This is a genomic window from Pseudomonas sp. C7.1 (genome assembly GCF_056312395.1).
In genome coordinates this window covers 1,571,755-1,592,581 of record NZ_JBWDTL010000003.1, presented here as the reverse complement: position 1 = coordinate 1,592,581, position 20,827 = coordinate 1,571,755, and the positions used below count along the sequence as shown (strand labels likewise).

17 protein-coding genes and 1 pseudogene are annotated in these 20,827 nt (G+C 60.2%); 9 read left to right on the top strand and 9 right to left on the bottom strand.

Annotated features, from left to right (window positions below):
• Window positions 1-7: 7 nt before the first annotated feature.
• Together AC0T4W_RS10755 and AC0T4W_RS10750 are read right to left on the bottom strand one after the other, a co-directional pair.
• Window positions 8-334: a cupredoxin domain-containing protein gene (locus tag AC0T4W_RS10755; RefSeq protein ID WP_476318976.1), complete on the bottom strand. Its 327-nt coding sequence runs from the start codon at window positions 332-334 to the stop codon at window positions 8-10.
• A 45-nt stretch (window positions 335-379) separates the two neighbouring features.
• Window positions 380-913, bottom strand: a complete 534-nt coding sequence (locus AC0T4W_RS10750; RefSeq protein WP_476318975.1) for an iron transporter — start codon at window positions 911-913, stop codon at window positions 380-382.
• Window positions 914-1,120: 207 nt separating this feature from the next.
• Here AC0T4W_RS10750 and AC0T4W_RS10745 point away from each other — a divergent pair, with 207 nt between their 5' ends.
• The 3 genes from AC0T4W_RS10745 to AC0T4W_RS10735 all read left to right on the top strand — a co-directional run bounded on the left by AC0T4W_RS10745 (window position 1,121) and on the right by AC0T4W_RS10735 (window position 4,661).
• On the top strand, window positions 1,121-1,333 hold the full coding sequence (locus AC0T4W_RS10745; protein ID WP_476318974.1) for a hypothetical protein: 213 nt from the start codon (window positions 1,121-1,123) through the stop codon (window positions 1,331-1,333).
• Window positions 1,330-2,718 carry an oxygen-independent coproporphyrinogen III oxidase gene (gene hemN, locus AC0T4W_RS10740; protein ID WP_476318973.1) on the top strand — a complete coding sequence of 463 codons (1,389 nt, stop codon included), beginning with the start codon at window positions 1,330-1,332 and terminating at the stop codon, window positions 2,716-2,718. The genes AC0T4W_RS10745 and hemN overlap by 4 nt, the downstream gene beginning before the upstream one ends.
• Window positions 2,719-3,128: 410 nt before the next feature.
• Complete coding sequence (locus AC0T4W_RS10735) at window positions 3,129-4,661, top strand: Fic family protein (protein WP_476318972.1); 1,533 nt, start codon at window positions 3,129-3,131, stop codon at window positions 4,659-4,661.
• A gap of 310 nt (window positions 4,662-4,971) precedes the next feature.
• On the opposite strand, the gene istB is transcribed toward AC0T4W_RS10735, so the two are convergent.
• On the bottom strand, window positions 4,972-5,727 hold the full coding sequence (istB, locus tag AC0T4W_RS10730) for an IS21-like element helper ATPase IstB (RefSeq protein ID WP_476318925.1): 756 nt from the start codon (window positions 5,725-5,727) through the stop codon (window positions 4,972-4,974).
• A 17-nt stretch (window positions 5,728-5,744) separates the two neighbouring features.
• Window positions 5,745-7,265 carry an IS21 family transposase gene (gene istA, locus AC0T4W_RS10725; protein ID WP_476318971.1) on the bottom strand — a complete coding sequence of 507 codons (1,521 nt, stop codon included), beginning with the start codon at window positions 7,263-7,265 and terminating at the stop codon, window positions 5,745-5,747.
• A 503-nt stretch (window positions 7,266-7,768) separates the two neighbouring features.
• On the opposite strand from istA, the gene AC0T4W_RS10720 reads away from it, so the two are divergent.
• Window positions 7,769-8,158, top strand: coding sequence for a MerR family transcriptional regulator (locus AC0T4W_RS10720; RefSeq protein WP_476318970.1), 390 nt, complete (start codon window positions 7,769-7,771; stop codon window positions 8,156-8,158).
• Between the two features lie 86 nt (window positions 8,159-8,244).
• Window positions 8,245-8,378 (top strand): annotated as a pseudogene (locus tag AC0T4W_RS10715) (IS1595 family transposase); the annotation flags it as partial.
• A gap of 21 nt (window positions 8,379-8,399) precedes the next feature.
• Here the strand turns inward: AC0T4W_RS10715 and AC0T4W_RS10710 are convergent.
• Together AC0T4W_RS10710 and AC0T4W_RS10705 are read right to left on the bottom strand one after the other, a co-directional pair.
• A complete protein-coding gene (locus AC0T4W_RS10710) occupies window positions 8,400-8,621 on the bottom strand; it encodes a hypothetical protein (RefSeq protein ID WP_476318969.1) in 222 nt (73 codons plus the stop codon).
• Window positions 8,622-8,752: 131 nt separating this feature from the next.
• Window positions 8,753-9,670, bottom strand: a complete 918-nt coding sequence (locus AC0T4W_RS10705) for a LysR family transcriptional regulator (protein WP_476318968.1) — start codon at window positions 9,668-9,670, stop codon at window positions 8,753-8,755.
• A gap of 157 nt (window positions 9,671-9,827) precedes the next feature.
• Between AC0T4W_RS10705 and AC0T4W_RS10700 the strand changes: the two genes are divergently transcribed.
• Window positions 9,828-11,057 (top strand): acyl-CoA dehydrogenase, encoded by a 1,230-nt coding sequence (locus tag AC0T4W_RS10700; RefSeq protein ID WP_476318967.1) that lies wholly within the window; start codon window positions 9,828-9,830, stop codon window positions 11,055-11,057.
• Between the two features lie 157 nt (window positions 11,058-11,214).
• Here the strand turns inward: AC0T4W_RS10700 and AC0T4W_RS10695 are convergent, their stop codons facing one another.
• The 3 genes from AC0T4W_RS10695 to xthA all read right to left on the bottom strand — a co-directional run bounded on the left by AC0T4W_RS10695 (window position 11,215) and on the right by xthA (window position 14,375).
• Window positions 11,215-11,967 carry a substrate-binding periplasmic protein gene (locus AC0T4W_RS10695; RefSeq protein WP_476318966.1) on the bottom strand — a complete coding sequence of 251 codons (753 nt, stop codon included), beginning with the start codon at window positions 11,965-11,967 and terminating at the stop codon, window positions 11,215-11,217.
• Window positions 11,968-12,073: 106 nt separating this feature from the next.
• Window positions 12,074-13,456 carry a substrate-binding domain-containing protein gene (locus AC0T4W_RS10690; protein WP_476318964.1) on the bottom strand — a complete coding sequence of 461 codons (1,383 nt, stop codon included), beginning with the start codon at window positions 13,454-13,456 and terminating at the stop codon, window positions 12,074-12,076.
• 103 nt (window positions 13,457-13,559) lie between these two features.
• Complete coding sequence (xthA, locus tag AC0T4W_RS10685) at window positions 13,560-14,375, bottom strand: exodeoxyribonuclease III (RefSeq protein ID WP_476318963.1); 816 nt, start codon at window positions 14,373-14,375, stop codon at window positions 13,560-13,562.
• A 143-nt stretch (window positions 14,376-14,518) separates the two neighbouring features.
• Here xthA and AC0T4W_RS10680 point away from each other — a divergent pair, with 143 nt between their 5' ends.
• The 3 genes from AC0T4W_RS10680 (at window position 14,519) to AC0T4W_RS10670 (ending at window position 20,666) form a co-directional block, all read left to right on the top strand.
• Complete coding sequence (locus tag AC0T4W_RS10680; RefSeq protein ID WP_476318961.1) at window positions 14,519-15,160, top strand: GNAT family N-acetyltransferase; 642 nt, start codon at window positions 14,519-14,521, stop codon at window positions 15,158-15,160.
• 113 nt (window positions 15,161-15,273) lie between these two features.
• Window positions 15,274-17,001, top strand: a complete 1,728-nt coding sequence (locus AC0T4W_RS10675) for an autotransporter assembly complex protein TamA (protein WP_476318959.1) — start codon at window positions 15,274-15,276, stop codon at window positions 16,999-17,001.
• The gene (locus AC0T4W_RS10670; protein WP_476318958.1) at window positions 16,998-20,666 is read left to right on the top strand and encodes a translocation/assembly module TamB domain-containing protein; all 3,669 of its coding nucleotides are present in this window, start codon (window positions 16,998-17,000) and stop codon (window positions 20,664-20,666) included. The genes AC0T4W_RS10675 and AC0T4W_RS10670 overlap by 4 nt, the downstream gene beginning before the upstream one ends.
• The last annotated feature ends 161 nt before the right edge of the window (window positions 20,667-20,827 follow it).

Below are 20,827 nucleotides of genomic sequence, written 5' to 3'. Positions count from 1 at the left end.
GTACAGGTCAACGAGCCTCAATTACGCCTTGCGGTAATTCGGGATGAAACTCGTCGAAGAACAGGTAGCGCCCGGGTTTGAGCGGGTGAATAACCACGAATGAGCTGACGCCGGGGCTGAGCACCTTCTCCACGCGTAGTGGTGTGCTCTCGAACTCGATGGGCCCCTTACCGATGTTGTTGACGATTATTTTGAAGCGCTGCCCTGCGGCCACCTGCAGGGTGGCCGGAGAGAAGTGACCGTCACGGACATTCAGCTCGTAACTTGGCAACGGTGCGGCCATCAAGCCGCAGGGCAGGGCGGCGAGCAGCAGCCATAGGGCTGGATAGTGCATGGAACTCTCCCGAATATGGCGGCCGATGCAGGCACGCCGCAGAGGTCAGTAACCACCCTTTTTGCCGATGCCGGCGAAGGTGAAGCTGTACTTCAGTTCGCATGTGGCGAACCAGGGGGCTACACCGGTTTCCTTATCGGTATGCCGGCCGAAGTGCTGCCCATGGCCACCAGGGGCACTGACCCAGTAAGTCAGCAGGTAGCGGCCAGGCCCGAACAGCTTGAGATTGTCCCCATAATGCGGTCCGTCATTGGCCACCATGGCGTGAAAGTCGCCCTCAAGCACCTGGTCGCTGCCGTCTTTACTCAGGCGATAGCGCACGTTCAGGTAAGGCACAAAGCTGCCTTCCTGAAAGCCGTGGGTGTTGTTTTCCAGGGCGCTGATATCGGCTTCCATGTGCACGTCGGAGTCGATTGCAGGGCGCATCATGCCGGGCGGGTCCATTTCAATCGGCTGCAGGTACACCGCACCGACTTCCATGCCCGCACACTGCTGGGGCTCGCCAATCGGGTATTCCTTGGCCTGAACACTGATGGCGGCCAATAGGCTGGTCATCGTCACGATGAGGAGAGGCTTCATTAGTAGGTTTCCTTCGGCGTTTAAGTTGGCCGCAGGATAGGCATATGAAACGCAATCAATAATGATTCTCGTCAATTTTCATTGGTAATCGCCAGCGCTGTGGAGATACCTAACTGGAGGTATGGCGCATGCCGATTAAATCGTTGAGCCTAATACCCATAAAGCCCTGATTAATATTGCGGGAATTAGCCGATGTTGGAACACCATATGATCGCTAATACGCTGGCCCTAATGCACCAGAACCAGCTTGCTCTAGGTGAATCTATCCAGTTGATTTCAGCCTGGTGCAAACGCCAGGGCCTCAACGAGCTGAGCCTGGAGTTGCAACCGCACATGGCTTTGCTGACACGTAATGCCCTACAAATCAATGATCGCCTGCAAGACCTGCTTGAATGTCTGCCGGCCCGCGAGCAACCATGAACCAGCCAGTGACTTTCAACCGTGCCCTGGTCGAAAAATACGACCGGCCGGGCCCGCGTTACACGTCGTATCCCACCGCGCCTCAGTTCCATTCGGCCTTTGCCCTCGATGATTATCAGGCTGCAGTTGGCCACAGCAACACTGGCGCTGCCGCCAAAGCATTGTCGCTCTACATTCACATTCCTTTCTGTCAAAGCCTTTGTTACTACTGTGCGTGCAACAAAATCATCACCCAGAAAACCCATCGTGCAGTCGAATACCTGAAATACCTCAAGCGTGAGATCGCCATGCAAGGTGCATTGTTCGCGCCCTCGCGTACGCTCACACAGCTGCATCTAGGCGGTGGCACGCCCACCTATCTGACCCATGAGCAACTGGTTGAACTGATGGCGGCGTTGCATGAGGCCTTCAATCTGGATGACAGCGATAACCACGAGTTTTCCATCGAAGTTGACCCGCGCACTGTCAATGCTGAGCAGATTCATCAGCTGCGCGCGCTGGGTTTTAATCGTCTGAGCTTTGGTGTGCAGGATTTTGATGCGGCCGTGCAAGCGGCGGTCAACCGCGTGCAGAGTGAAGCGCAAGTGCGCGAATTGGTTGCAGCGGCCCGTGAGGCCGCATTTAAGTCGGTGAGTGTGGATTTGATCTACGGCTTGCCGTTGCAAACCCGTGCCAGCTTCGGCGTGACCCTCGACAAGGTTATCGACTTGCGCCCGGATCGCATCGCTGCATACAGCTATGCCCATTTGCCTGAACGGGTGCGAGCACAGCGGCTGATCCGGCGTGAAGACATGCCGCCGCCCGAGCGAAAAATGGAGCTCCTGGAACTTACCATCGAACGCCTGACCGCAGCGGGCTACGTTTACATCGGCATGGATCACTTCGCTCTGCCCGATGACGAGCTCAGTCTGGCTCGTGAGCAGGGCACACTACAGCGTAACTTTCAGGGTTACTCCACCCATGCCGACTGCGACTTGATTGGTTTGGGCGTGTCCTCCATCGGCAAGGTGGGCGACACATACAGCCAAAGCGTCAAGGAGCTTTCGCAGTATTACGCCCGCCTTGATGAAGGACTGCTGCCGGTGCAGCGCGGTTATCAATTAAATGCCGATGATCGCCTACGCCGCGACGTGATCAATGCCCTGATGTGCCATGGTCGGGTGGAGTTCGCCATGATCGAGGCGCAACACGGTATCGACTTCTGTGCCTATTTTGCCGATGCCTTAGATCAGTTGCGAAACCATGTCGACGATGGCCTGGTGCAGCTGACTGACGAGCATTTGACGCTGCTGCCGCAAGGCCATCTGATGATGCGCAGCGTGGCCATGGCCTTCGATGCGTACCTGAGCATGGAGAATGCTGAGCGTTTCTCGCGCACGGTATAGGTGAGGCTGGTAGTGACGAATTAGCCGTCAGTCAACGCAGGTTTCGTGCTTGTGTTACGGACCACTGCCGGTCGCTTGCGGCAATAACCAGGCTCTGGTGTCACGTGACAGCGAGCAAAAAAGCATTTTTATCAGCGAGTATTCGGGATTTCAACGAGCCGACTTTTTCAACGCAATCGGACAATAGCGGCCCATCAAGATGGCTATGGGGCTCGGGTCGAATCACGGCTAAGCAGGTAAGCGCGAGGAGCGGCAGAGTTGCGGGAAACAGCACGGGTAGCAATGGGCATCCGCACTTGCTTTCAACGCAGTTTAACCATTGGTGTTGATGGCACGGACAGTCGTTATAAGATTTTTAGAGGAAAGCGTGTAAAGTATAACTTTCTCGTGAGTCCTATAGGAAATTCTCCATGCGGCAACCCATTGAGCGAGCCGGGTACAGTTGGCTGATCAACGCCCTCGATCTTCGCTGCGTGCCGCTTGATCATGAGTGTGTCATAGGCTCGCGTCCTGCGCTTTCTCAGCCCATCGGCGGCGCAAAAGTGGAGGTTTTCACCAAGGGATACGCCAGAGAGCATCGCCCCATCGACCAGATGCTGTTTGCGCTCTCGTACGAAGGAGTCAATTTGGGGGTTCTGGAGCGCGCTTTCCAGATTCCCGCTGTCCGAGATGACCTGGCTGCGGCAATTGCTGACAAGCCAGCCAGCGGCTATCTGCGCCGTCTCTGGTACATCTGCGAGAATATCGCTGGTCATCAGTTGCCTCTGCCCGACACGGCCCAGAACATTCCCTATGAGCACCTGCTCCCGCCGGAGAAATATTTCACCGGCCCAGAGACGATGTCGCGCAGGCATCGCGTGCGAATGAATCTCCTGGGGACGCCGCAGCTGTCAGCGCTGATTACCCGCCAGGGCTGGACAGACGACAGTCTTTTGAATGCGCAAATAGTCGAGCGCATGCATGACCAGATGGTCGATTTCTCAGTCGCCGAGATTGCTAGAGCGGCGCAGTACCTGCTGACGACCGAGACTCGTAGCTCATACGAGATCGAGCACGAGCGCCCTGCGCCTGATCGAATCTTGCGTTTTGTACGAGTGCTGGAACAGGCGGGTCAGCGCCCACTAGATGAGGAATTTCTGTTCGAGATTCATCGGATAGCCCTCGGTACGGGGCGTCCCGATCCGTCCATTGGTGCATACAGGCACCTGCAGAACTGGCTCGGCCGTGGGGATCTTATCCACCTGATCCCGCCGACGCCGGAAACAGTGCCTGGGATGATGGATGAGTGGTTCGTCATGCGTGAGCGCGTGATGCGCAGTGACGCCCCTGCGCTGGTGAAGCTAAACGCGATCGCACACAGCTTCATCTATATCCATCCTTTCATGGACGGCAACGGCCGTTTGTCCCGCTTTATCATGCAGGACATTCTGGCCAATGAAGGCCTCAAGCTGCAGGGCATCATCATGCCTATCTCCGCCGGCCTTCTGGTCAATCTGGACAGTTATATCGGCACGCTCGACGCACTCTCACGGCGGCTACTTAGCGCTACGCAGTACCACCGGAGGGACTTGGCCAGCGACCCTGAACTGGATGAGGCGCATGCCCATCTGTTCGCCCACCTGGACTTCACTGATCTGCAGGGCGAGGTCAATAAAAGCGCTGCGCGAGTTCTGGATGGACTCATGCGTGATGAGGTCAACCACCTCGTCCGCCGCGATAGATTCAAAGAGCAAATGAATCGCGAACTGGATCTGTCGAACCGGGATCTTGAATTACTTATTGCGGTGATTTACGAGAACAGCGGACGTGTCTCTAAGCGTAAGCGGACGAGCTTGTTCCAGCACCTGACGGATGAAGATATTGCGCTAGCAGAGAACATCTACGCCGATCTGCATGCGCCGGAAGAACCGGAGTCGGCGGTGACGTCGGATCGCCCGCAGTAGGCTTCTCTTGGATTGAATGGCCGGCAGGTAGCCAAAGGGCCAACGGAAAGCATTCAGATAAATCAAGCCCTATGAGCGTTGGACAGTTCAATAAGAACTCCAATCCTGCTGACATGGCGCAGTTTTGCGTATCTACAGCAACAACCCGTTGCTGGCGGGTCAAGTGGCGTTCGTGTCGCCGTTGCGCATTCCACGCCATCCGGCCACCCAGTCCACGCTTATCCGGCCGGGATTTCCACGCACATCCGGCCACCCGTTCCACGACCATCCGGCCGGGCAGTCGGAGCGCAGCGACGCAGGGGTGGCATTGTTAGTCTGAGGTGCCCGGTGCCGTCAATTTCTTCGCCCGCTTGCGCATCGATTCGCCCTTCAAATTGATCCGGTAGGCGTTGTGCACCAGGCGGTCGAGGATGGCGTCGGCCAGGGTTGGATCGCCGATCAGTTCGTGCCAGTTGTCCACCGGCATCTGGCTGGTCACGATGGTCGAGCGTTGGCCGTAGCGGTCGTCCAGCAGCTCCAGCATGTCGCGGCGCTGTTCGGTGGTGAACGGTGCCAGGCCCCAGTCGTCGAGGATCAGCAGGTCGGTCTTGGCGTAGCCGCTCATCAGCTTGGCGAAGCGGCCGTCGCCATGGGCCAGGCCCAGTTCTTCCAGCAGCCGCGGTAGGCGCAGGTAGCGCACGCTGTAGCCGTCCCGGCAGGCCTGGTGGGCCAGGGCGCAGGCCAGCCAGGTCTTACCGACGCCGGTCGGGCCGTTGATGATCAGGTTGAGGCCGTCGCGTAGCCACAGACCGCTGCTCAGCTGGAGGATCAGCGCCTTGTCCAGCCCGCGCGGGGCGCGGTAGTCGATGTCTTCGAGGCAGGCGTTGTGCTTGAGCCGGGCCTGGCGCAGGCGGCTGCTCAGGCGCTTGTCGTCGCGCTCGGTCAGCTCGCGGTCGACCAGCAGGCCGAGGCGTTCTTCGAAGCTCAGGCTGTCGATGTCGGGCGTTTTCAGTTGTTCGGCGAGGGCTTTGAGCATGCCGTGCAGGCGCAGGGTCTGGAGCTTATCTAGGGTTGGATGGGGCAGCATGGTGGGGTTCCTTGGGTTCAGTGGTAGTAGCCGGGGCCGCGCAGGTTGGCATGGTCGTCCGGTAGCAGGGGCAGGTTCTGTTGAGTCAGCGGCAGGTTTTCCAGGCCTTGGCGCAGGATCGATTCGAGGCTCTTGTAGCTACAGGCACCGAGGCTCAGGGCGCGTTGGCAGGCGGCTTCCAGCCGCTCTTCGCCGTGGTGCTTACCCAGGCGCAGGATGCCCAGGCAGGCCCGGTAGCCATGCTGTGGATGCACGCGCCGTTCGAGGATGTGGCCGATCACCCCGGCGGTGTTCGGGCCGGTCTGCTCGGCCCAGCGGATCAGCCGTTGCGGCGTCCACTCGGCATGCTCGCGATGGCTCTTGGGCATGTGCTCGGTCTGCGTGCTGTGCCGGCCTTTGTGCAGGGAGCGTACGTGGCTGGCCACCCGCTGGTTGGCGTGGAAGCACTCCACGGTGCGCGCCGTCAGACGCACCTCCAGCTGCTTCTTCACCAACTGGTAGGGCACCGAGTAGTAATGCCCATCGACCTCGACGTGGTAGTCGATGTGCACCCGCGCCTTCTTCCACTCGGCATAGACGTAGGGCTGCTCCGGTAAAGGCCGCAGGGCCGGGCGATCCAGGCTGTCGAAAGCCGCCTGGCGGGAGCCCGGTAGCTTCTTGAACGGCCGTTGGTTGAGTCGCTCCAGCAGCACGGCGATGGCCCGGTTGAGTTCGTCCAGGGAGAAGAACTGGCGATGGCGCAAGGCGGCGAGGATCCAGCGCTCGACCACCTGCACGCCGACCTCGGCCTTGGCCTTGTCGCGCGGCTTACGGGCCCGCGCCGGCACCACCGCCACACCATAGTGCTCGGCCAGATCGCGGTAACTGGGGTTGATGTCCGGTTCGTAGCGATGGGCCTTGCTCACCGCACTGCGCAGGTTGTCCGGCACCACGATCTCCGGTACCCCGCCGAGGAAGGCGAAGCAGCGGGCATGGGAGCCCAGCCAGTCGGGCAACTGCTGCGACCAGGTGGCCTCGGCGAAGGTGTAGCTGGAGGCACCGAGCACCGCGACGAACACCTGCGCCTGACGGATCTCGCCGCTGTGCCGGTCGATCACCGGCACCGTCTGGCCGGCATAGTCGACGAACAGCTTCTCGCCGACGCGGTGCTCCTGGCGCATCACCACATCGACCTTGCCGGCCCAGGCCCGGTAGTGCTCGCAGAACCAGCTGTACTGGAAGCCCTGTGGCTGGCCCAGCCGATACTCCTGCCAGAGCAGCGCCAGGGTCACGCCTGGTCGGCGCAGCTCGGCATGCACCCAGGCCCAGTCGGGAGTTGGTCGTTGCTCAGAGGGGATCTCCGGCGGTGGCGGGAACAGGCGCCGCTCCAGCTCGGCGTCGGACAACTCAGTAGGGAGCGGCCAGGAGAGGCCGCAGGCCGTGAATCGGCAAAGGTAATCACCGGCACTGCTGTGACCTATGCCCAGACTGCGGGAGATCTTACGGACAGACAGCCCGCAATCGAACTTGAGGCGCAACACTTCACGGATTTTACGCATGGATAAACGCTCCACGACGACCTCTCTGCTTCGAAAAAGAGGCCAATGGTAGTGAATAAATCCTGCGTAGCTGCCTGCCAGAAAGTGTCCGGATGGCTGTGGAATCAGTGTCCGGATGCTCGTGGAATGGGTGTCCGGATCAGCGTGGAATCCGCAGCCGTCATATAGCTTTTCCTGATTAGTAATGATGTTCAGCTACTACCGCCAACGGTTCTTCAGGAGTGCAACCGTGGACGAAAATAACGGGGTTACACGCAGTTGCTTGCACGGCGAGCCGGAAAATCGCCGCGTAGTTACTCCTGGCCGGCTTGCGATGACAAGGGCTGAGGCTCGTTGCTAATCAGGTAGCTTTTTGCGCAACGCACCTGGGTTTTATCCTCCGTCACATGCTGCGTTGACGTTAACGTAATGAGTTGTTAGCGTTCTAAGGTTTATAGCCATGAACCCATGTCGCGGGAGCCCCTGTGCGGCATGGGTTATGGACAATCGACTAAGGATCAAGCATGACCGCCAAGACCTACAGCATTTCCGAACTGGCGCGCGAGCTGGATGTGACCACCCGGACCATTCGCTTCTATGAAGAGCAGGGCATGCTGTTGCCGGCTCGCCGCGGCCAGGAGCGGATCTATACGGCCAAGGACAGGGTCGCGCTAAAGCTGATCCTGCGCGGCAAGCGCATTGGTTTCTCTCTGGCCGAATGCAAGACCCTGATCGAGCTGTACGACCCGCAGGGCGACAATCGTCACCAGCTCGACATCATGTTGGGCAAAATCGCCGAGCGGCGTCTGCAACTGGAGCAGCAATTACTCGATATCCAGCAGATGCAGCTGGAATTGGACACGGCCGAAGAGCGTTGCCGCGCCGCTTTACAAGGCATCGCGGAAACCGATTGATGGATGGGCCTGCGCAGCTTGACTCTAGATGCTCACAAAACGCTGGATCTCGCTGGAGCCTTCGTAGATCTGGGTGATGCGTGCATCATTTGGGCGCATTTACGTACCGATTTAATCGACGCTTCGATCTGGGCACGCTGCATAGGCGCTTACTCTGGTCGCGACTACCTGCGCTCCACAACCCCTACGAGCCATTCGCTTGGCTGAGCATCATTTCTAATAAAATGAGTCAGTGAAAGGCTTAAGGCTTTCTACCGGCGAAGCCGAACAGCAAACCGCCCGCGAGAATGGCGCCAATGCCCGCCCAAATCGGCACGTTGACTCTTTCCTTCTCTTGTACCGAGAGTTCGATCGGGCCGAGCTTCACTGCTGTGGTGTCCTTGGTGTAGCTGAAACCGCCATACAGCAACCCCAACAGGCCCGCCACGACCAGTGCGATAGAGATAATCCGGATTGAATTCATGTTGTTATCCTCGTGCGGCACCTGAGTTAATCGCCGGCGGTTTCAAAGGCAGGGCCATCCTGGCTATTGAAGCATATTGGCGGCATTCGCTTGATGATTTCCTTGAGTTAAATAGCGCAGCGCATTCGCCGTTACCCTTTCTTTTCCTGGGCCGTGGCCTGCTGGGAAATTTCGATGATCTGCTCGCGCATCCAACGGTTGGCCGGGTCCTGGTCGGTGCTTTCGTGCCAGTACAGATGGGTTTCCAGCGGCGTCATGTCCTTGATTGGTAATTCGACAAAGTGCAGGTCGTTACGCCGGGCGAAGCGTTCCGGCACGGTCATGACCATGTCGGTGCCTTGCAGAACGGTGGTGGCCATCAGGTAATGCTGCGAGCGCAGGGCGATCTTGCGCTGGATGCCCATTCGGCCCAGCGCCAGGTCGACGTGGCCGAGGCCGCTGCGGCGGCTGGAGATATGGATATGGGTCATGCCCATGTATTCGTCGAGGCTGATTTTCTCTTTGGCCAGCGGATGGCCACGGCGCATGGCGCAGACGTAGCGATCTTCCATCAGCTTGACGTGGCGTACCTGCGGGTCGGTGTTAAGTGGCGCGTCCACGGCGAAATCCAGGCGGCCGGCGGCCAGTTCCTTGGTGGTTTCGCGGCGCCGCGCCAACATGCTTTCGATGTTCACATTCGGCGCCATGCGGCGTAGGCGCTGAAACAGCGGTGGCAGGACGATGACCTCGGTGAGGTCGGTCATGCTAATGCGAAAGGTCTTGTTGGCCTGCGCCGGGTTAAAGATGCGACTTTCCTGCACCGAGATGCGCAGCTGCTGCAGCGCGTTGCGCACCGGAGCGATGATGTTCTGCGCCATCGGCGTGGGCACCATGCCCTGGGCGGTGCGTACAAACAGCGGGTCATTAAAGGTTTCGCGCAAACGCGCGAGGGCGTTGGACACTGCGGGCTGAGTAATGCCGACGATCTGTCCGGCGCGGGTCAGATTGGCCTCGGTGTAGATGGCATCGAAGACGACGAAGAGGTTGAGGTCGACCTTGTTCAGATTCATTACAGGCTCGCTCCGCAGGTAGTCGGTATCAGTGGATCATATATCGGTGATGAATGTTTATACACGGTGAGAATAGATTAGATAAATCCTAAGGCCTGCACTAGCATCATTTCCACTTCACCGAACTCCCCAAAATCAGCGTCAGAAGGTAGCCATCATGGATTTCGCCTACTCCCCCAAGGTTCAGCAGCTGTGTGAGCGCGTCACCGCGTTTATGGAGACCCATGTCTATCCAGCCGAAGCCGTGTTCGAGCAACAGGTCAATGAAGGCGACCGCTGGCAGCCCACCGCGATCATGGAAGAGTTGAAAGCCAAGGCTAAGGCCGAAGGCCTGTGGAACCTGTTTCTGCCGGAGTCCGAGCTGGGTGCCGGCTTGACCAACAGCGAATACGCGCCGCTGGCGGAAATCATGGGCAGCTCGCTGATCGGCCCAGAGCCGTTCAACTGCGCCGCACCAGATACCGGCAATATGGAAGTGCTGGTGCGCTACGCAAATGATGCGCAGAAGGAGCAGTGGCTGGGGCCCCTGCTGGACGGCACCATCCGCTCTGCGTTTGCCATGACCGAGCCAGGGGTGGCCTCATCCGACGCCACCAATATGCAGGCCCGTGCCGTCCGTGAAGGTGATGAGTGGGTTATCAACGGCACCAAGTGGTGGACCTCCGGGGCCTGCGATCCGCGCTGCAAAATTATGATTTTCATGGGCCTGACCAACCCGGATGGGCCGCGCCACCAGCAGCACTCGATGATTCTGGTGCCGATGGATGCCCCTGGTGTGAAAGTGCTGCGTCCGCTGCCGGTGTTCGGCTATGACGACGCGCCCCATGGACACGCCGAGGTGCTGTTCGACAACGTACGGGTGCCCTACGAAAACGTACTGCTGGGTGAGGGCCGTGGCTTCGAAATCGCCCAGGGTCGCCTTGGCCCAGGCCGTATTCACCACTGCATGCGCTCCATCGGCATGGCCGAGCGCGCGCTGAAGCTGATGTGCGAGCGCTCCATCAGCCGTACCGCCTTCGGCAAGCCGTTGGCCCGACTGGGCGGCAATATCGACCTGATCGCCGATTCGCGTATGGAGATCAACATGGCCCGCCTGCTGACACTGAACGCGGCTTATATGATGGACACCGTGGGTAACAAGATCGCCGCCAGCGAGATCGCCCAGATCAAGGTGGTCGCACCGAACGTCGCGCTAAAAGTGATCGACCGCGCGATCCAGATCCACGGCGGCGCCGGGGTATCCAACGACTTCCCGCTGGCTTACTGGTACGCCATGCAGCGCACCCTGCGCCTGGCTGACGGCCCGGACGAAGTGCACCGTACGGCCATCGGCAAGTTCGAGATAGGCAAGTACGTGTCCAGAGATGTAATGAAAGCCAGCCGCTAAGGCTTTCAACGCCACAACGCACAAGGCCCGCAACTGCGGGCCTTGTGCATGTGCGACTAATGCGGTGTTCCCGGCGGGGCAAACTCATCATCTGGCCCTGCACTCTGTTGCAACCAGAGCAGGCGCATATGCTGTTGCGCGGCGAAGGCGCGGGGGTTCAGTTGTTGTACTGATAAATGATCGGGGCAAAAACGCCCGTGTCGTAGCCATTTTTCAGGCACTGGTTGAACTGCTCAAGGAACCAGCCCATTTTCAGCGATTTGGCAATGCCCATGTGCTTGCTGTCGCTCTTGAACGGCAGTGGCAGAGTAGTGAAAACATCGGCCTGCAAGCCTGGCCAGCTCTGAGCGAGCCGACGGATATCGATGCTGGAGCCGAGCAGGATTGCATCGATGCGCTCACGCTGCAGCATGCCAAGCCCGCTGCGGGTGTCGTTGAAACCGACGATGGTTAGGGTGCCGTTGGCCACGGCTTCGTCATAGGCAGTGCCATAGCTGGTGCCGATGGTGGCGCCGATCAGCTTATCTTTCAGGTCAGTGATGTTCTGGTAGGGGAACTCACGGCCCTTCTGTACCACCAGCACGATATGTTCGGTGAAGATCGGCGCGGAAAAGTCGAACAGGGCCAGGCGCTCTTCACTGACCGACAAACCGATCACACCGCCATCGCCGCGTTCTGCCATGGTGTAGGCGCGTTTCCAGGGCAGCAGCTGGATCTCGTAGGGCACCTGCATCTGGCTCAGGCAGTGTTTGCTGATGTCTACGACAATGCCCTTGGCCTCGCCATCCTGTTCAAAGTATTTAGGGAAGCCATCGTGGCTGCCATATACCCGGAACACTGCAGCCTGAACGGTTTGCCCGATCAGCAGGACCAGCAGCAGGATCAGGCGCAGAGGCTTGCTTACAGGCATGAGAAAACCTCGGGCCGTTGGGTGTGTGTTCAGCTTAGCCACTCAGCGCTGTTAATCACTGCCTGATGCTGCAATACCTGCAAACAACGCCAAGGCTGCGCCAGGTTTAGTAAACCCAAACCTCCACGCGGCGGTTCTTGATCCGCCCGTCATCGCCGCTGTTGGCGGCCACTGGCAGTTCATCACCCAGGCCGATGATGTCGCGGAAGATCACGCCGCTCTTATTCAGCTCACGGCGTACCGCCATGGCGCGCAGTTTGGACAACAGTTCAGCGCGGGCGGTGTCGGCCTTGGTATCGCCGAAGCCCACCAGCACCACCTTGTCGTGCAGCTTGTTTTGCTCGCGCAGGTAGGCCATCAGTCGGTTGAGGTCGCGCAGGGCCTTGTTGTCGAGGTTGGCGCTGCCTTCCTGAAAGCGGAAGTTCACCGATAACCGCTGGGCGTTATTCGCCAGATCTTGGTAGCTCGCCGGCATTTGCGCGTTGGCGGGGATTTTTACGGCTTGCACTGTCTGCGCGATAAACCCGCTCTGGTCGACAATCGCCTGGCCGCGCGTGCTGTGGGCGAACTGCACCAGCGCACGGCCCCAAGGGTTGCTCAATTCCGGCTGGTTATACAGAAACAGCCGGCGCGACAGCGGGTAATCCTCGGTGGCAACCAAGGTCAGGCTGGGCAGCATGGGTTGCGAATCGCCGGCGGCAATTGCCACGGCCTTGGCTTGGCGGATGTACGGCAGGCCGATAAAGCCGATGCCGTTAGGGTCCTGGCTGACCGAGTCGGAGAGTTGTTCGCTGGACTCAAAACGCTTGGCAGCAGGGGCCGGGGCCTTGCCGCTGGCGCTCAGCACCAGCTCCTTGAAGGTGTCGAAGGTGCCGGATTTGTCATCGCGGGCATACAGGGTGATGGCACCGGCTGGGGCGCCGAGTTGCGCCCAATCGCTGATCTCGCCGGCAAATACCTGTGCCAGTTGAGCAGTATTCAACGCGGCGAGCGGGTTGCTTGGATGCAGGATAATGGCCAGGCCGTCGAGGGCGATGATCTGCTCGGCGCTGGCGCTTTTCAGATCACCCAAGGCTAATAGGCTGGTGGCTTCGCTGTCTTTGATTGGCCGGGAAGAGGCTGCCAGCTCGGCGCTGCCGTCGGCTAGCGAGGTAAAACCGGTGCCCGAACCGTGGGCCGCCACTTCAATACTTACGCTGCGGCCATCGGTGGTCTTACCGATGATCTTCTGCTCGTTTTGCGCAGCGCCTGCTTCAATGCGAATGGCGCTCAGGCCCTGTTCTTCGAATAGGCCTTTTACCAGCGCCGGGCCAAGCCGCGCGCCAATGGTGTTGGAGCCCTGGATGCGCAGCACGCTGCTGTTGTCACTGGGGATGGGCAGGGCGGCAAATACCGACCCGGGCAGGGCGGAGCAGATGGAACCGAGCAGCAGAAAACTGACGGTGCGAATCCAGGTATCACGTTCGAAGGCAGAGCAGGCGCGCAACATGCGGTAAACACCTTTTATGGATGAGTGAAGTGCTGCGAATATAAGACAAAAAAGTGACTGAAATATGACAGTCACTTCTCTTGGTGAACGCTTTAGTGCAGGGCTACTCGCCCAGCTCCAGCCAGATCGGTGCATGGTCCGACGGCTTTTCCATGCTGCGCAGGTCGTAGTCGACGCCAGCATCCTTGATCCGCGCTTGCAGCCCCTGGGAGGCGAGAATCACGTCGATGCGCAGGCCGCGCTTGGGTTCGTCTTCGAAACCTCGGCTGCGGTAGTCGAACCAGCTGAAACGGTCATTCACCGTCGGATTGAGGTGACGAAAGCTGTCGACCAGCCCCCAGTTCTTCAGGGTGGCCAGCCACTCGCGTTCTTCTGGCAGGAAGCTGCACTTGCCGGTTTTCAGCCAGCGCAGGCGGTTCGGCTCACCGATGCCGATGTCGCAATCCTCCGGCGAGATATTGATGTCGCCCATCACCACCAGCGCCTGTTCGGGGCTGAACTGGCTAACCAGCAGGTTCTGCAAGTCCGCATAGAAGCGCTGCTTGGCCGGGAACTTGGTCGGGTGGTCGCGGCTTTCGCCCTGGGGGAAGTAGCCATTCATTACCGTCACCGGGTTGCCCTGGGCATCGGCAAAGGTGCCGTAAATAAAGCGTCGCTGGGCGTCTTCAGCATCACCGGGAAAGCCCTTGTGCAGGCTCAGCGGCTCCTGGCGCGAGAGCAGGGCAACGCCGTAATGGCCTTTCTGACCGTGGTAATGCACGTGATAGCCGAGCTGGCGAATATCCGCCTCAGGGAACTGCTCGTCGGCCACCTTGGTTTCCTGCAGGCCGATCACGTCCGGCTGGTGCTTGTCGATCAGTGCTGCCAATTGATGGGGGCGTGCTCGCAGGCCATTGATATTGAAGGAAACGATCTTCATGGGCGGCAGTCCTGACTGTGACTCTGGAAAGCCCGCGATGCTAGCCCATTAGCGCCCCTGCCTGCCAGCCTGTGGCGGTGCAGGGTGCGCGGTGCTAACGTGGCGGCAGGCCCGCTACATCAAGAACAACAGAGGTCAAATCAATGCCCAACAGTCTCGCCGAAGTACGCATGCTCGATGGTGGTTATGCCCGCGAAGCACGCTCGCTGCTGTACCACGCCTACCGTCACGACCCCACCTTCGCCTATCTGTTTGAAGCCGAGCGACCAGGCTATGACCAGCGCGTGCGCGCCACCGTGCGCGAGCTGGTGCAGCAACATTTTAATGAAGACCTGCCTGCCATTGGCCTGCTGATCGACGACCGCCTGATAGGCATGGCGCTGATCGCACCGCCACAGCGACGCATGGACATCACCGAAAGTTGGGGCTGGCGTATGCGTATGCTGCTGACCACCGGTTTTCGTTGCACCAAGCGTTATCTGGAATATCACGATGCAGTAATCGCCTGCTTGCCGCCGGGCCCGTACCACGTGCTGCCGCTGCTGGGCATTCACCCGGAATACCAGGGCCAGCACCTCGGTGAGCAGCTGCTGGAGGCGCTGCACAACTGGTGCGCCGAGGATGCCGGCTCTCAGGGCGTGATGCTGGATACAGGCAATCCACATTACCTGGCTTTTTATAAACGTCAGGGCTACGAGGAAATCGGCGAGGTGGCCATTGGCCCGATTATCGAGCACGTGTTTTTCCACCCCAGCCCACAAGTCGCCGTCAAAGCCAGCGCCTGATAATGGCCGACTCGGTGTGTATGCCGACACACTGAGTCGTAACTATTGGGTCGCAACTATTTGCCTGCATCGCTGCTCTAATTTGGCCCAGAGCTCGTGCTAGCATCGCCCCCATGTCTGTTTTCCCCAACCTTCTCGCTGGGCTGTTTGTTCTGCTGCTGAGCGCTACGGCTCTGGCCGAAGCGCAGTTGCGTGTGCGGGTTGAGCCGGCCAATAGTGCGCTGAAACGCAATATCGAAGGCTATATCGGTGGCCTGGGCGAGCGTGATGCCGAGGCCCTGCAACGCTTTCGCCGGGTGGCCGAGAACCAAGCGGAAAAAGCTGCCCAGGCCCTGGGTTACTACCATGCGCAGATCACCAGCGAGGTCAGTGATAGCGCAACGCCGCGCCTGACCCTGCGCATCCAACCGGGTGAGCCGGTGCGGTTGCGTGATGTGCTGGTGCGTATCGATGGCCCTGCGGCGCAGCTGCATGACTTCCGCACGCCCAATGACCCGCAGCTGCGCAGCGGGGCGCAGCTTAATCACGGGCGTTACGACGCAGCCAAGCGCGAGATTCAGAATCAGGCTTCGCGCTATGGCTTTTTCGCCGGGCGTTTTAGCAGTCAGCGACTCACCATTGACCCCGCCGCTGGGGTTGCCGATATCGAGCTGGTTTATCTCAGCGGGCCGCGTTACCAACTGGGCGCTGTGAGTTTTGTTGGCGATGCACCCTTCGACGAGGAGTTGCTGCAGCGCATGGTGCCGTTCCCGGCGGATACCCCTTATGACTCGGCGCTGATTGCCGAGCTGTATCAGGCGCTGCGTTCCAGCGGTTATTTCGAGTCGGTGCAGGTGGACGCCAACCCCGGCAGCGCAGGTGCCGAACAGATCCCGGTGCAGGTTCAATTACAGGCGCGCAAGCCTCGTAGCATGGGGCTTGGCTTGGGTTTTTCCACCGACGTGGGCCCGCGTGGCCGGGCCAACTGGACGCGGCACTGGGCCAACCCACAAGGGCATAGCTATGGCGCGGAATTCGAGCTTTCAGCACCTAGACAGAATGTCGGTCTGTGGTACGACGTGCCGCTCGATCCGCCGCTGACCGACAAACTGCGCGTGGCCGGCGGCTACCAGGCCGAAGATCTAGCCAATACCGACAGCAGCAGCCGTCTGCTGACCGTTGGCCCGGAGTGGCACAGCAAGCTCGACAGTGGCTGGCAGCGCGTGCTGTCACTGAAGTGGCAGCACGAGGAGTACGACCTCGGTGATGATGCCGGCATCAGCACGCTGTTGATGCCGGGCATCAGCTACTCCTACCTGCAGAGCGACAATCAGATCGACCCCAACCACGGCTACCGTCTGCAGTTTGATCTGTCCGGCGCGGCCAAGGGGCTGTTATCCGATGCCAATGTGCTGCACGGCAATATCCAGCTTAAAGGCCTGACTACGTTCTTCCAGCGCCACCGCGTGCTGGGCCGGGTACAGGTGGGCGGCACCGAGTCCGATGGTTTTGCCAAGGTGCCACCATCGCTGCGCTTCTTTGCCGGGGGTGACCAGAGCGTGCGCGGCTATGACTACCAGAGCCTGTCGCCGGAAAACCGCGCCGGCGACAAGGTCGGCGGGCGCTATCTGTTTACCAGCAGCCTGGAATACCAATACAGCCTGACCGAGCGCTGGCGCCTGGCGAGCTTCTTCGACCAGGGCAATACCTTCGATTCGCTGCAGATTCCATCGCTGAAAAGCGCGGTGGGTGTGGGCGTGCGCTGGGTATCGCCGCTGGGGCCATTGCGCCTTGATCTGGCGCACCCGCTGGATGACCAGGGCGGCGTGCGTTTGCACTTCTCCATGGGGCCGGAACTGTGACGCGCTGGCTGCGTTATGGGCTGTTCAGTCTCATCGGGCTGCTGTTGGTGCTGGTCGTCAGCCTGAGCCTGCTAGTGGGCACCCAGGCCGGCAGCCGCTGGCTATTGGCGCAGGTGCCGGGCTTGCAGGTGGACGACTTCAATGGCCGCCTGGGCGGCAGCTGGAACGCACAGCAGCTGCGCTGGCAGCAGGGCGATAACAGCGTGCTCGTGATGGCGCCCAGCCTGGACTGGTCACCCGCCTGCCTGTTGCGCCTGACTCTATGTATCGAGCAGCTGCACAGTGGGCCGATCAGCCTGGTGTTCCCGGATGATCAACAGTCCAGCAGTGAGCCCCTCAGTCTGCCGGATCTGAGCCTGCCGCTGGCGTTGCAACTGGGGCAGGTGCGTATCGACAGCCTGCAACTTAATGGTATCGAGCAGCTGCAAGGCCTACAGCTGGCCGCGCGCTGGACGAGGCTTGGCATCCAGGTCGATAACCTCAGCCTGAACACTGCTGATTTGCAGCTAGCGCTAACGGGTAAGGTGCAAACCTCCGGCGACTGGCCGTTGCAGTTAAGCGGCCAGCTGCAATTACCGGCACCCGAGCAGCAAGCCTGGCCGGTGACGTTGCAGCTTGAGGGTGAGCTGCGCGAGCGGGTACAGGTCACGGCCAGCAGCAGCGGTTATCTGACCGGCGAGCTAAGCGGCTGGCTGCAACCCTTGGCTGAACACCTGCCGGCGCAACTGCGCTTGCAGGTCGCGGCCTTTAAAGCCAGCACCGAGCTGCCGGATAGCCTGAACCTTGAACAGCTTGAGCTAAATGCCCAGGGCGATTTGCAGGACGGTTATCAGGTCAACGGCAGTGCCAGCTTACCGGCAACCGAGGGGCCGATTGCTTTGGCGCTGGATGGATTGCTCAAGGCCGACGGCGCCGCGATCAGCAACCTGAGCCTGACCGCCAGCGCAGAGCAGCACGTCCAAGTCAGCGGCGAGTTGAACTGGCAGCAGGGCCTGAGCCTGGACAGCCGCTTTAACTGGCAGAACTTCCCCTGGCAGCGTCTCTATCCTCTGGAGGAAGAGCCGCCCGTGCTGCTGCAGACGCTCAAGGGCGAGCTGGCCTATCAGGATGGCAACTACCTCGGCCATTTCGCCGCCGAGCTGGATGGCCCAGCCGGCGCCTTTAGCTTGCAAAGCCCGCTGAGTGGCGATCTGCAAAAGCTGTATCTGCCCGAGCTGCGCCTGCAGGCCGGGCAAGGCCGCGCCGAAGGTCAGGTCAGCCTGGGGTTTGCCGAGCAACTGAGCTGGGATGTGCGCCTGCAACTGAGTCAGCTTGATCCGGCTTACTGGCTGGCCGAGCTACCCGGCACGCTGGCAGGGCCGTTAAACAGCTCTGGCAGTCTGATCAATCAACAGCTCAAGCTGAGCGCCGATATCGACCTTGCCGGCCGTTTGCGTGGGCAACCGGCCAAGGTGCTGGCGAAGTTTGCCGGCGGGTTAGAACAGGGCGAGTTGAGTGCCCTGGATATCCGCTTGGGTGATAACCGCATCAGCGGCCAAGCAGCTTTGCAACAACAACTGAGCGGCCAGTTGCTGCTGGCGATGCCGCGACTGGGTCAGCTCTGGCCCGGCTTGCAGGGCCAACTCAATGGCCAGCTGGATCTGGCCGGTAACCTGCAAGCGCCCCAAGGCCAGTTGCAGCTGCAAGGTCAGCGCCTGGCCTTTGATGATCAACGCCTGCAACAGCTCAAACTCAACGCCAACCTGAACAGCGCCCAACGTGGCCAGTTAACCCTGGATGCGCAGGGTGTTCAGCTCGGCGAAACCGACCTGGGCCGCCTGACCGCCAATGCTGCCGGTGACCAGCAACAGCAAAGCCTTGAACTGCAGCTGCAAGGTCCCTTGCTACAAAGCCAACTGGCTCTGGCCGGTAAATTGCACAAGGGTAACTGGCGCGGCAGCCTGAGCCGTGGCGAGGTGCAAAGCGGTGGGCAGGATTGGCGCCTGCAACAGCCGGCCACGCTGGTGCGGCTGGCCAATGGGCAGCTCAGCCTCGGCGCGCACTGCTGGCGCTCGGGTAGTGCCAGCCTGTGTGGCACGGAGCAGCGCCTGCTGCCGCAGCCCAAGCTGAACTACCAGCTGAGCAACTTTCCCATGGACAGCCTTGCCGCATTGTGGCCAGAGGATTTCGCCTGGCAGGGCCAACTCAACGGTCGGCTGCAACTGGACCTGCCTGCCAGCGGGCCGAATGGCAGCCTGGAACTGGATGCCGGCAGCGGCGTCTGGCGTATCCGTGATCAGCAGCAGTGGCTGGACTTTGCCTATGACAGCCTGCGCCTGAGCGCGCAATTGCGCCCGCAACGCATCGATAGCCTGCTGGAACTGCGCGGCCCAGCCATCGGCGAACTGTCGCTGCAGGCCCAGCTCGATCCGCGCCCGGCGAGTAAGCCACTGTCCGGCAGCTTCCGCCTAAATGGTCTGGACCTGGCGCTGGCGCGTCCGTTTGTGCCGATGGTCGAACGTATTGCCGGGCAGCTGAATGGCGTGGGCACCTTGTCGGGCGGGCTGTTGGCGCCGCAGATCAACGGCAACCTGCGTGTTGTGAATGGCGAAATAAGCGGCGGCGAGCTGCCGATGAGTATCGAACAGCTGCAACTGCAAGCCCGCATTGAGGGTGAACGGCTGCAGTTGGAGGGTGATTGGCGCAGTGGCGAGCAAGGCCAGGGCAGCCTCAATGGTGAGTTGAGCTGGGCCGATGGGCTGGTTGCGGATATGCAGCTGCGTGGCAGCCGCCTACCGGTGACGGTGGAGCCCTACGCCGCGCTAGAAGTGGAACCGGACCTGCGCCTGAGTTTGCGTGATGAGCAGCTGTCGCTGGCCGGCAAGGTGCTGATCCCCAGCGGCAAGATTGAAGTGCGCGAACTGCCGCCCTCAACCGTACAGGTTTCCAGCGATGCCCAAGTGGTGGGCCGCGAAAACACGCAGCAACAGGCCCCGGCAATCGCCATGGATATTGATGTCGAGGTCGGCCAGCAGCGCCTGACCTTCAGCGGCTTTGGTCTGGACGCCGAGCTGCTCGGCCGCGTGCATATCGGCAATGACCTGGACACCCGTGGCGAGCTAAGCCTGAACAAGGGCCGCTTCCGCGCCTATGGCCAGCGCCTGAATGTGCGCCGCGCGCGCTTGCTGTTTGCCGGGCCGATTGATCAGCCATTTCTTGATATCGAGGCTGTGCGCCAAGTCGATGATATGACTGCCGGCCTGCGCCTCAGTGGTAATGCTGCGCAACCGACCAGTACGGTGTTCTCCGAGCCGGCCATGAGCCAGGAGCAGGCCTTGTCTTACCTGGTTATGGGCCGGCCGCTGGGGCAGGGCGGCGGTGACAACACGATGCTGGCTCAGGCAGCCCTGGCCCTGGGCATGGCCGGCAGTGCGCCGATGGTCAATAGCCTGGCGCAGGGCCTGGGTATCAGCGATTTTCAGCTCGACACTCAGGGCTCGGGAGTAACCACCAGTGTGGTGGCCAGCGGCAACCTGTCCGAGCGCCTAAGCCTGCGTTATGGCGTGGGGGTGTTTGAGCCGGCTAATACCATTGCGTTGCGCTATGAACTAAGCAGACGGCTCTACCTAGAGGCTGCCAGCGGGTTGGCCAGTTCTTTGGATTTATTCTATCGGCGCGATTTCTAGGCCATGTTTCTGCGGGGCAGCGCTGGATTAACCCAGTTAATTCGCGTTTAAATTGCGCCCCTCGCTCAAAACCTCTGAGCGTTGAAATCTAAACAGTGAAAACCACTATCACAGTCTTCATATACTGACCGCCGCTGACCACCGGGCAGTCGTTGTGCTGA

What these genes read in the sequence shown, in the direction of transcription:
- AC0T4W_RS10755 (WP_476318976.1), bottom strand. Translation starts at nt 334, where the DNA reads ATGCACTATCCAGCCCTATGGCTGCTGCTCGCCGCCCTGCCCTGCGGC.
- AC0T4W_RS10750 (WP_476318975.1), bottom strand. Translation starts at nt 913, where the DNA reads ATGAAGCCTCTCCTCATCGTGACGATGACCAGCCTATTGGCCGCCATC.
- AC0T4W_RS10745 (WP_476318974.1), top strand. Translation starts at nt 1,121, where the DNA reads ATGATCGCTAATACGCTGGCCCTAATGCACCAGAACCAGCTTGCTCTA.
- hemN (WP_476318973.1), top strand. Translation starts at nt 1,330, where the DNA reads ATGAACCAGCCAGTGACTTTCAACCGTGCCCTGGTCGAAAAATACGAC.
- AC0T4W_RS10735 (WP_476318972.1), top strand. Translation starts at nt 3,129, where the DNA reads ATGCGGCAACCCATTGAGCGAGCCGGGTACAGTTGGCTGATCAACGCC.
- istB (WP_476318925.1), bottom strand. Translation starts at nt 5,727, where the DNA reads ATGCTGCCCCATCCAACCCTAGATAAGCTCCAGACCCTGCGCCTGCAC.
- istA (WP_476318971.1), bottom strand. Translation starts at nt 7,265, where the DNA reads ATGCGTAAAATCCGTGAAGTGTTGCGCCTCAAGTTCGATTGCGGGCTG.
- AC0T4W_RS10720 (WP_476318970.1), top strand. Translation starts at nt 7,769, where the DNA reads ATGACCGCCAAGACCTACAGCATTTCCGAACTGGCGCGCGAGCTGGAT.
- AC0T4W_RS10710 (WP_476318969.1), bottom strand. Translation starts at nt 8,621, where the DNA reads ATGAATTCAATCCGGATTATCTCTATCGCACTGGTCGTGGCGGGCCTG.
- AC0T4W_RS10705 (WP_476318968.1), bottom strand. Translation starts at nt 9,670, where the DNA reads ATGAATCTGAACAAGGTCGACCTCAACCTCTTCGTCGTCTTCGATGCC.
- AC0T4W_RS10700 (WP_476318967.1), top strand. Translation starts at nt 9,828, where the DNA reads ATGGATTTCGCCTACTCCCCCAAGGTTCAGCAGCTGTGTGAGCGCGTC.
- AC0T4W_RS10695 (WP_476318966.1), bottom strand. Translation starts at nt 11,967, where the DNA reads ATGCCTGTAAGCAAGCCTCTGCGCCTGATCCTGCTGCTGGTCCTGCTG.
- AC0T4W_RS10690 (WP_476318964.1), bottom strand. Translation starts at nt 13,456, where the DNA reads ATGTTGCGCGCCTGCTCTGCCTTCGAACGTGATACCTGGATTCGCACC.
- xthA (WP_476318963.1), bottom strand. Translation starts at nt 14,375, where the DNA reads ATGAAGATCGTTTCCTTCAATATCAATGGCCTGCGAGCACGCCCCCAT.
- AC0T4W_RS10680 (WP_476318961.1), top strand. Translation starts at nt 14,519, where the DNA reads ATGCCCAACAGTCTCGCCGAAGTACGCATGCTCGATGGTGGTTATGCC.
- AC0T4W_RS10675 (WP_476318959.1), top strand. Translation starts at nt 15,274, where the DNA reads ATGTCTGTTTTCCCCAACCTTCTCGCTGGGCTGTTTGTTCTGCTGCTG.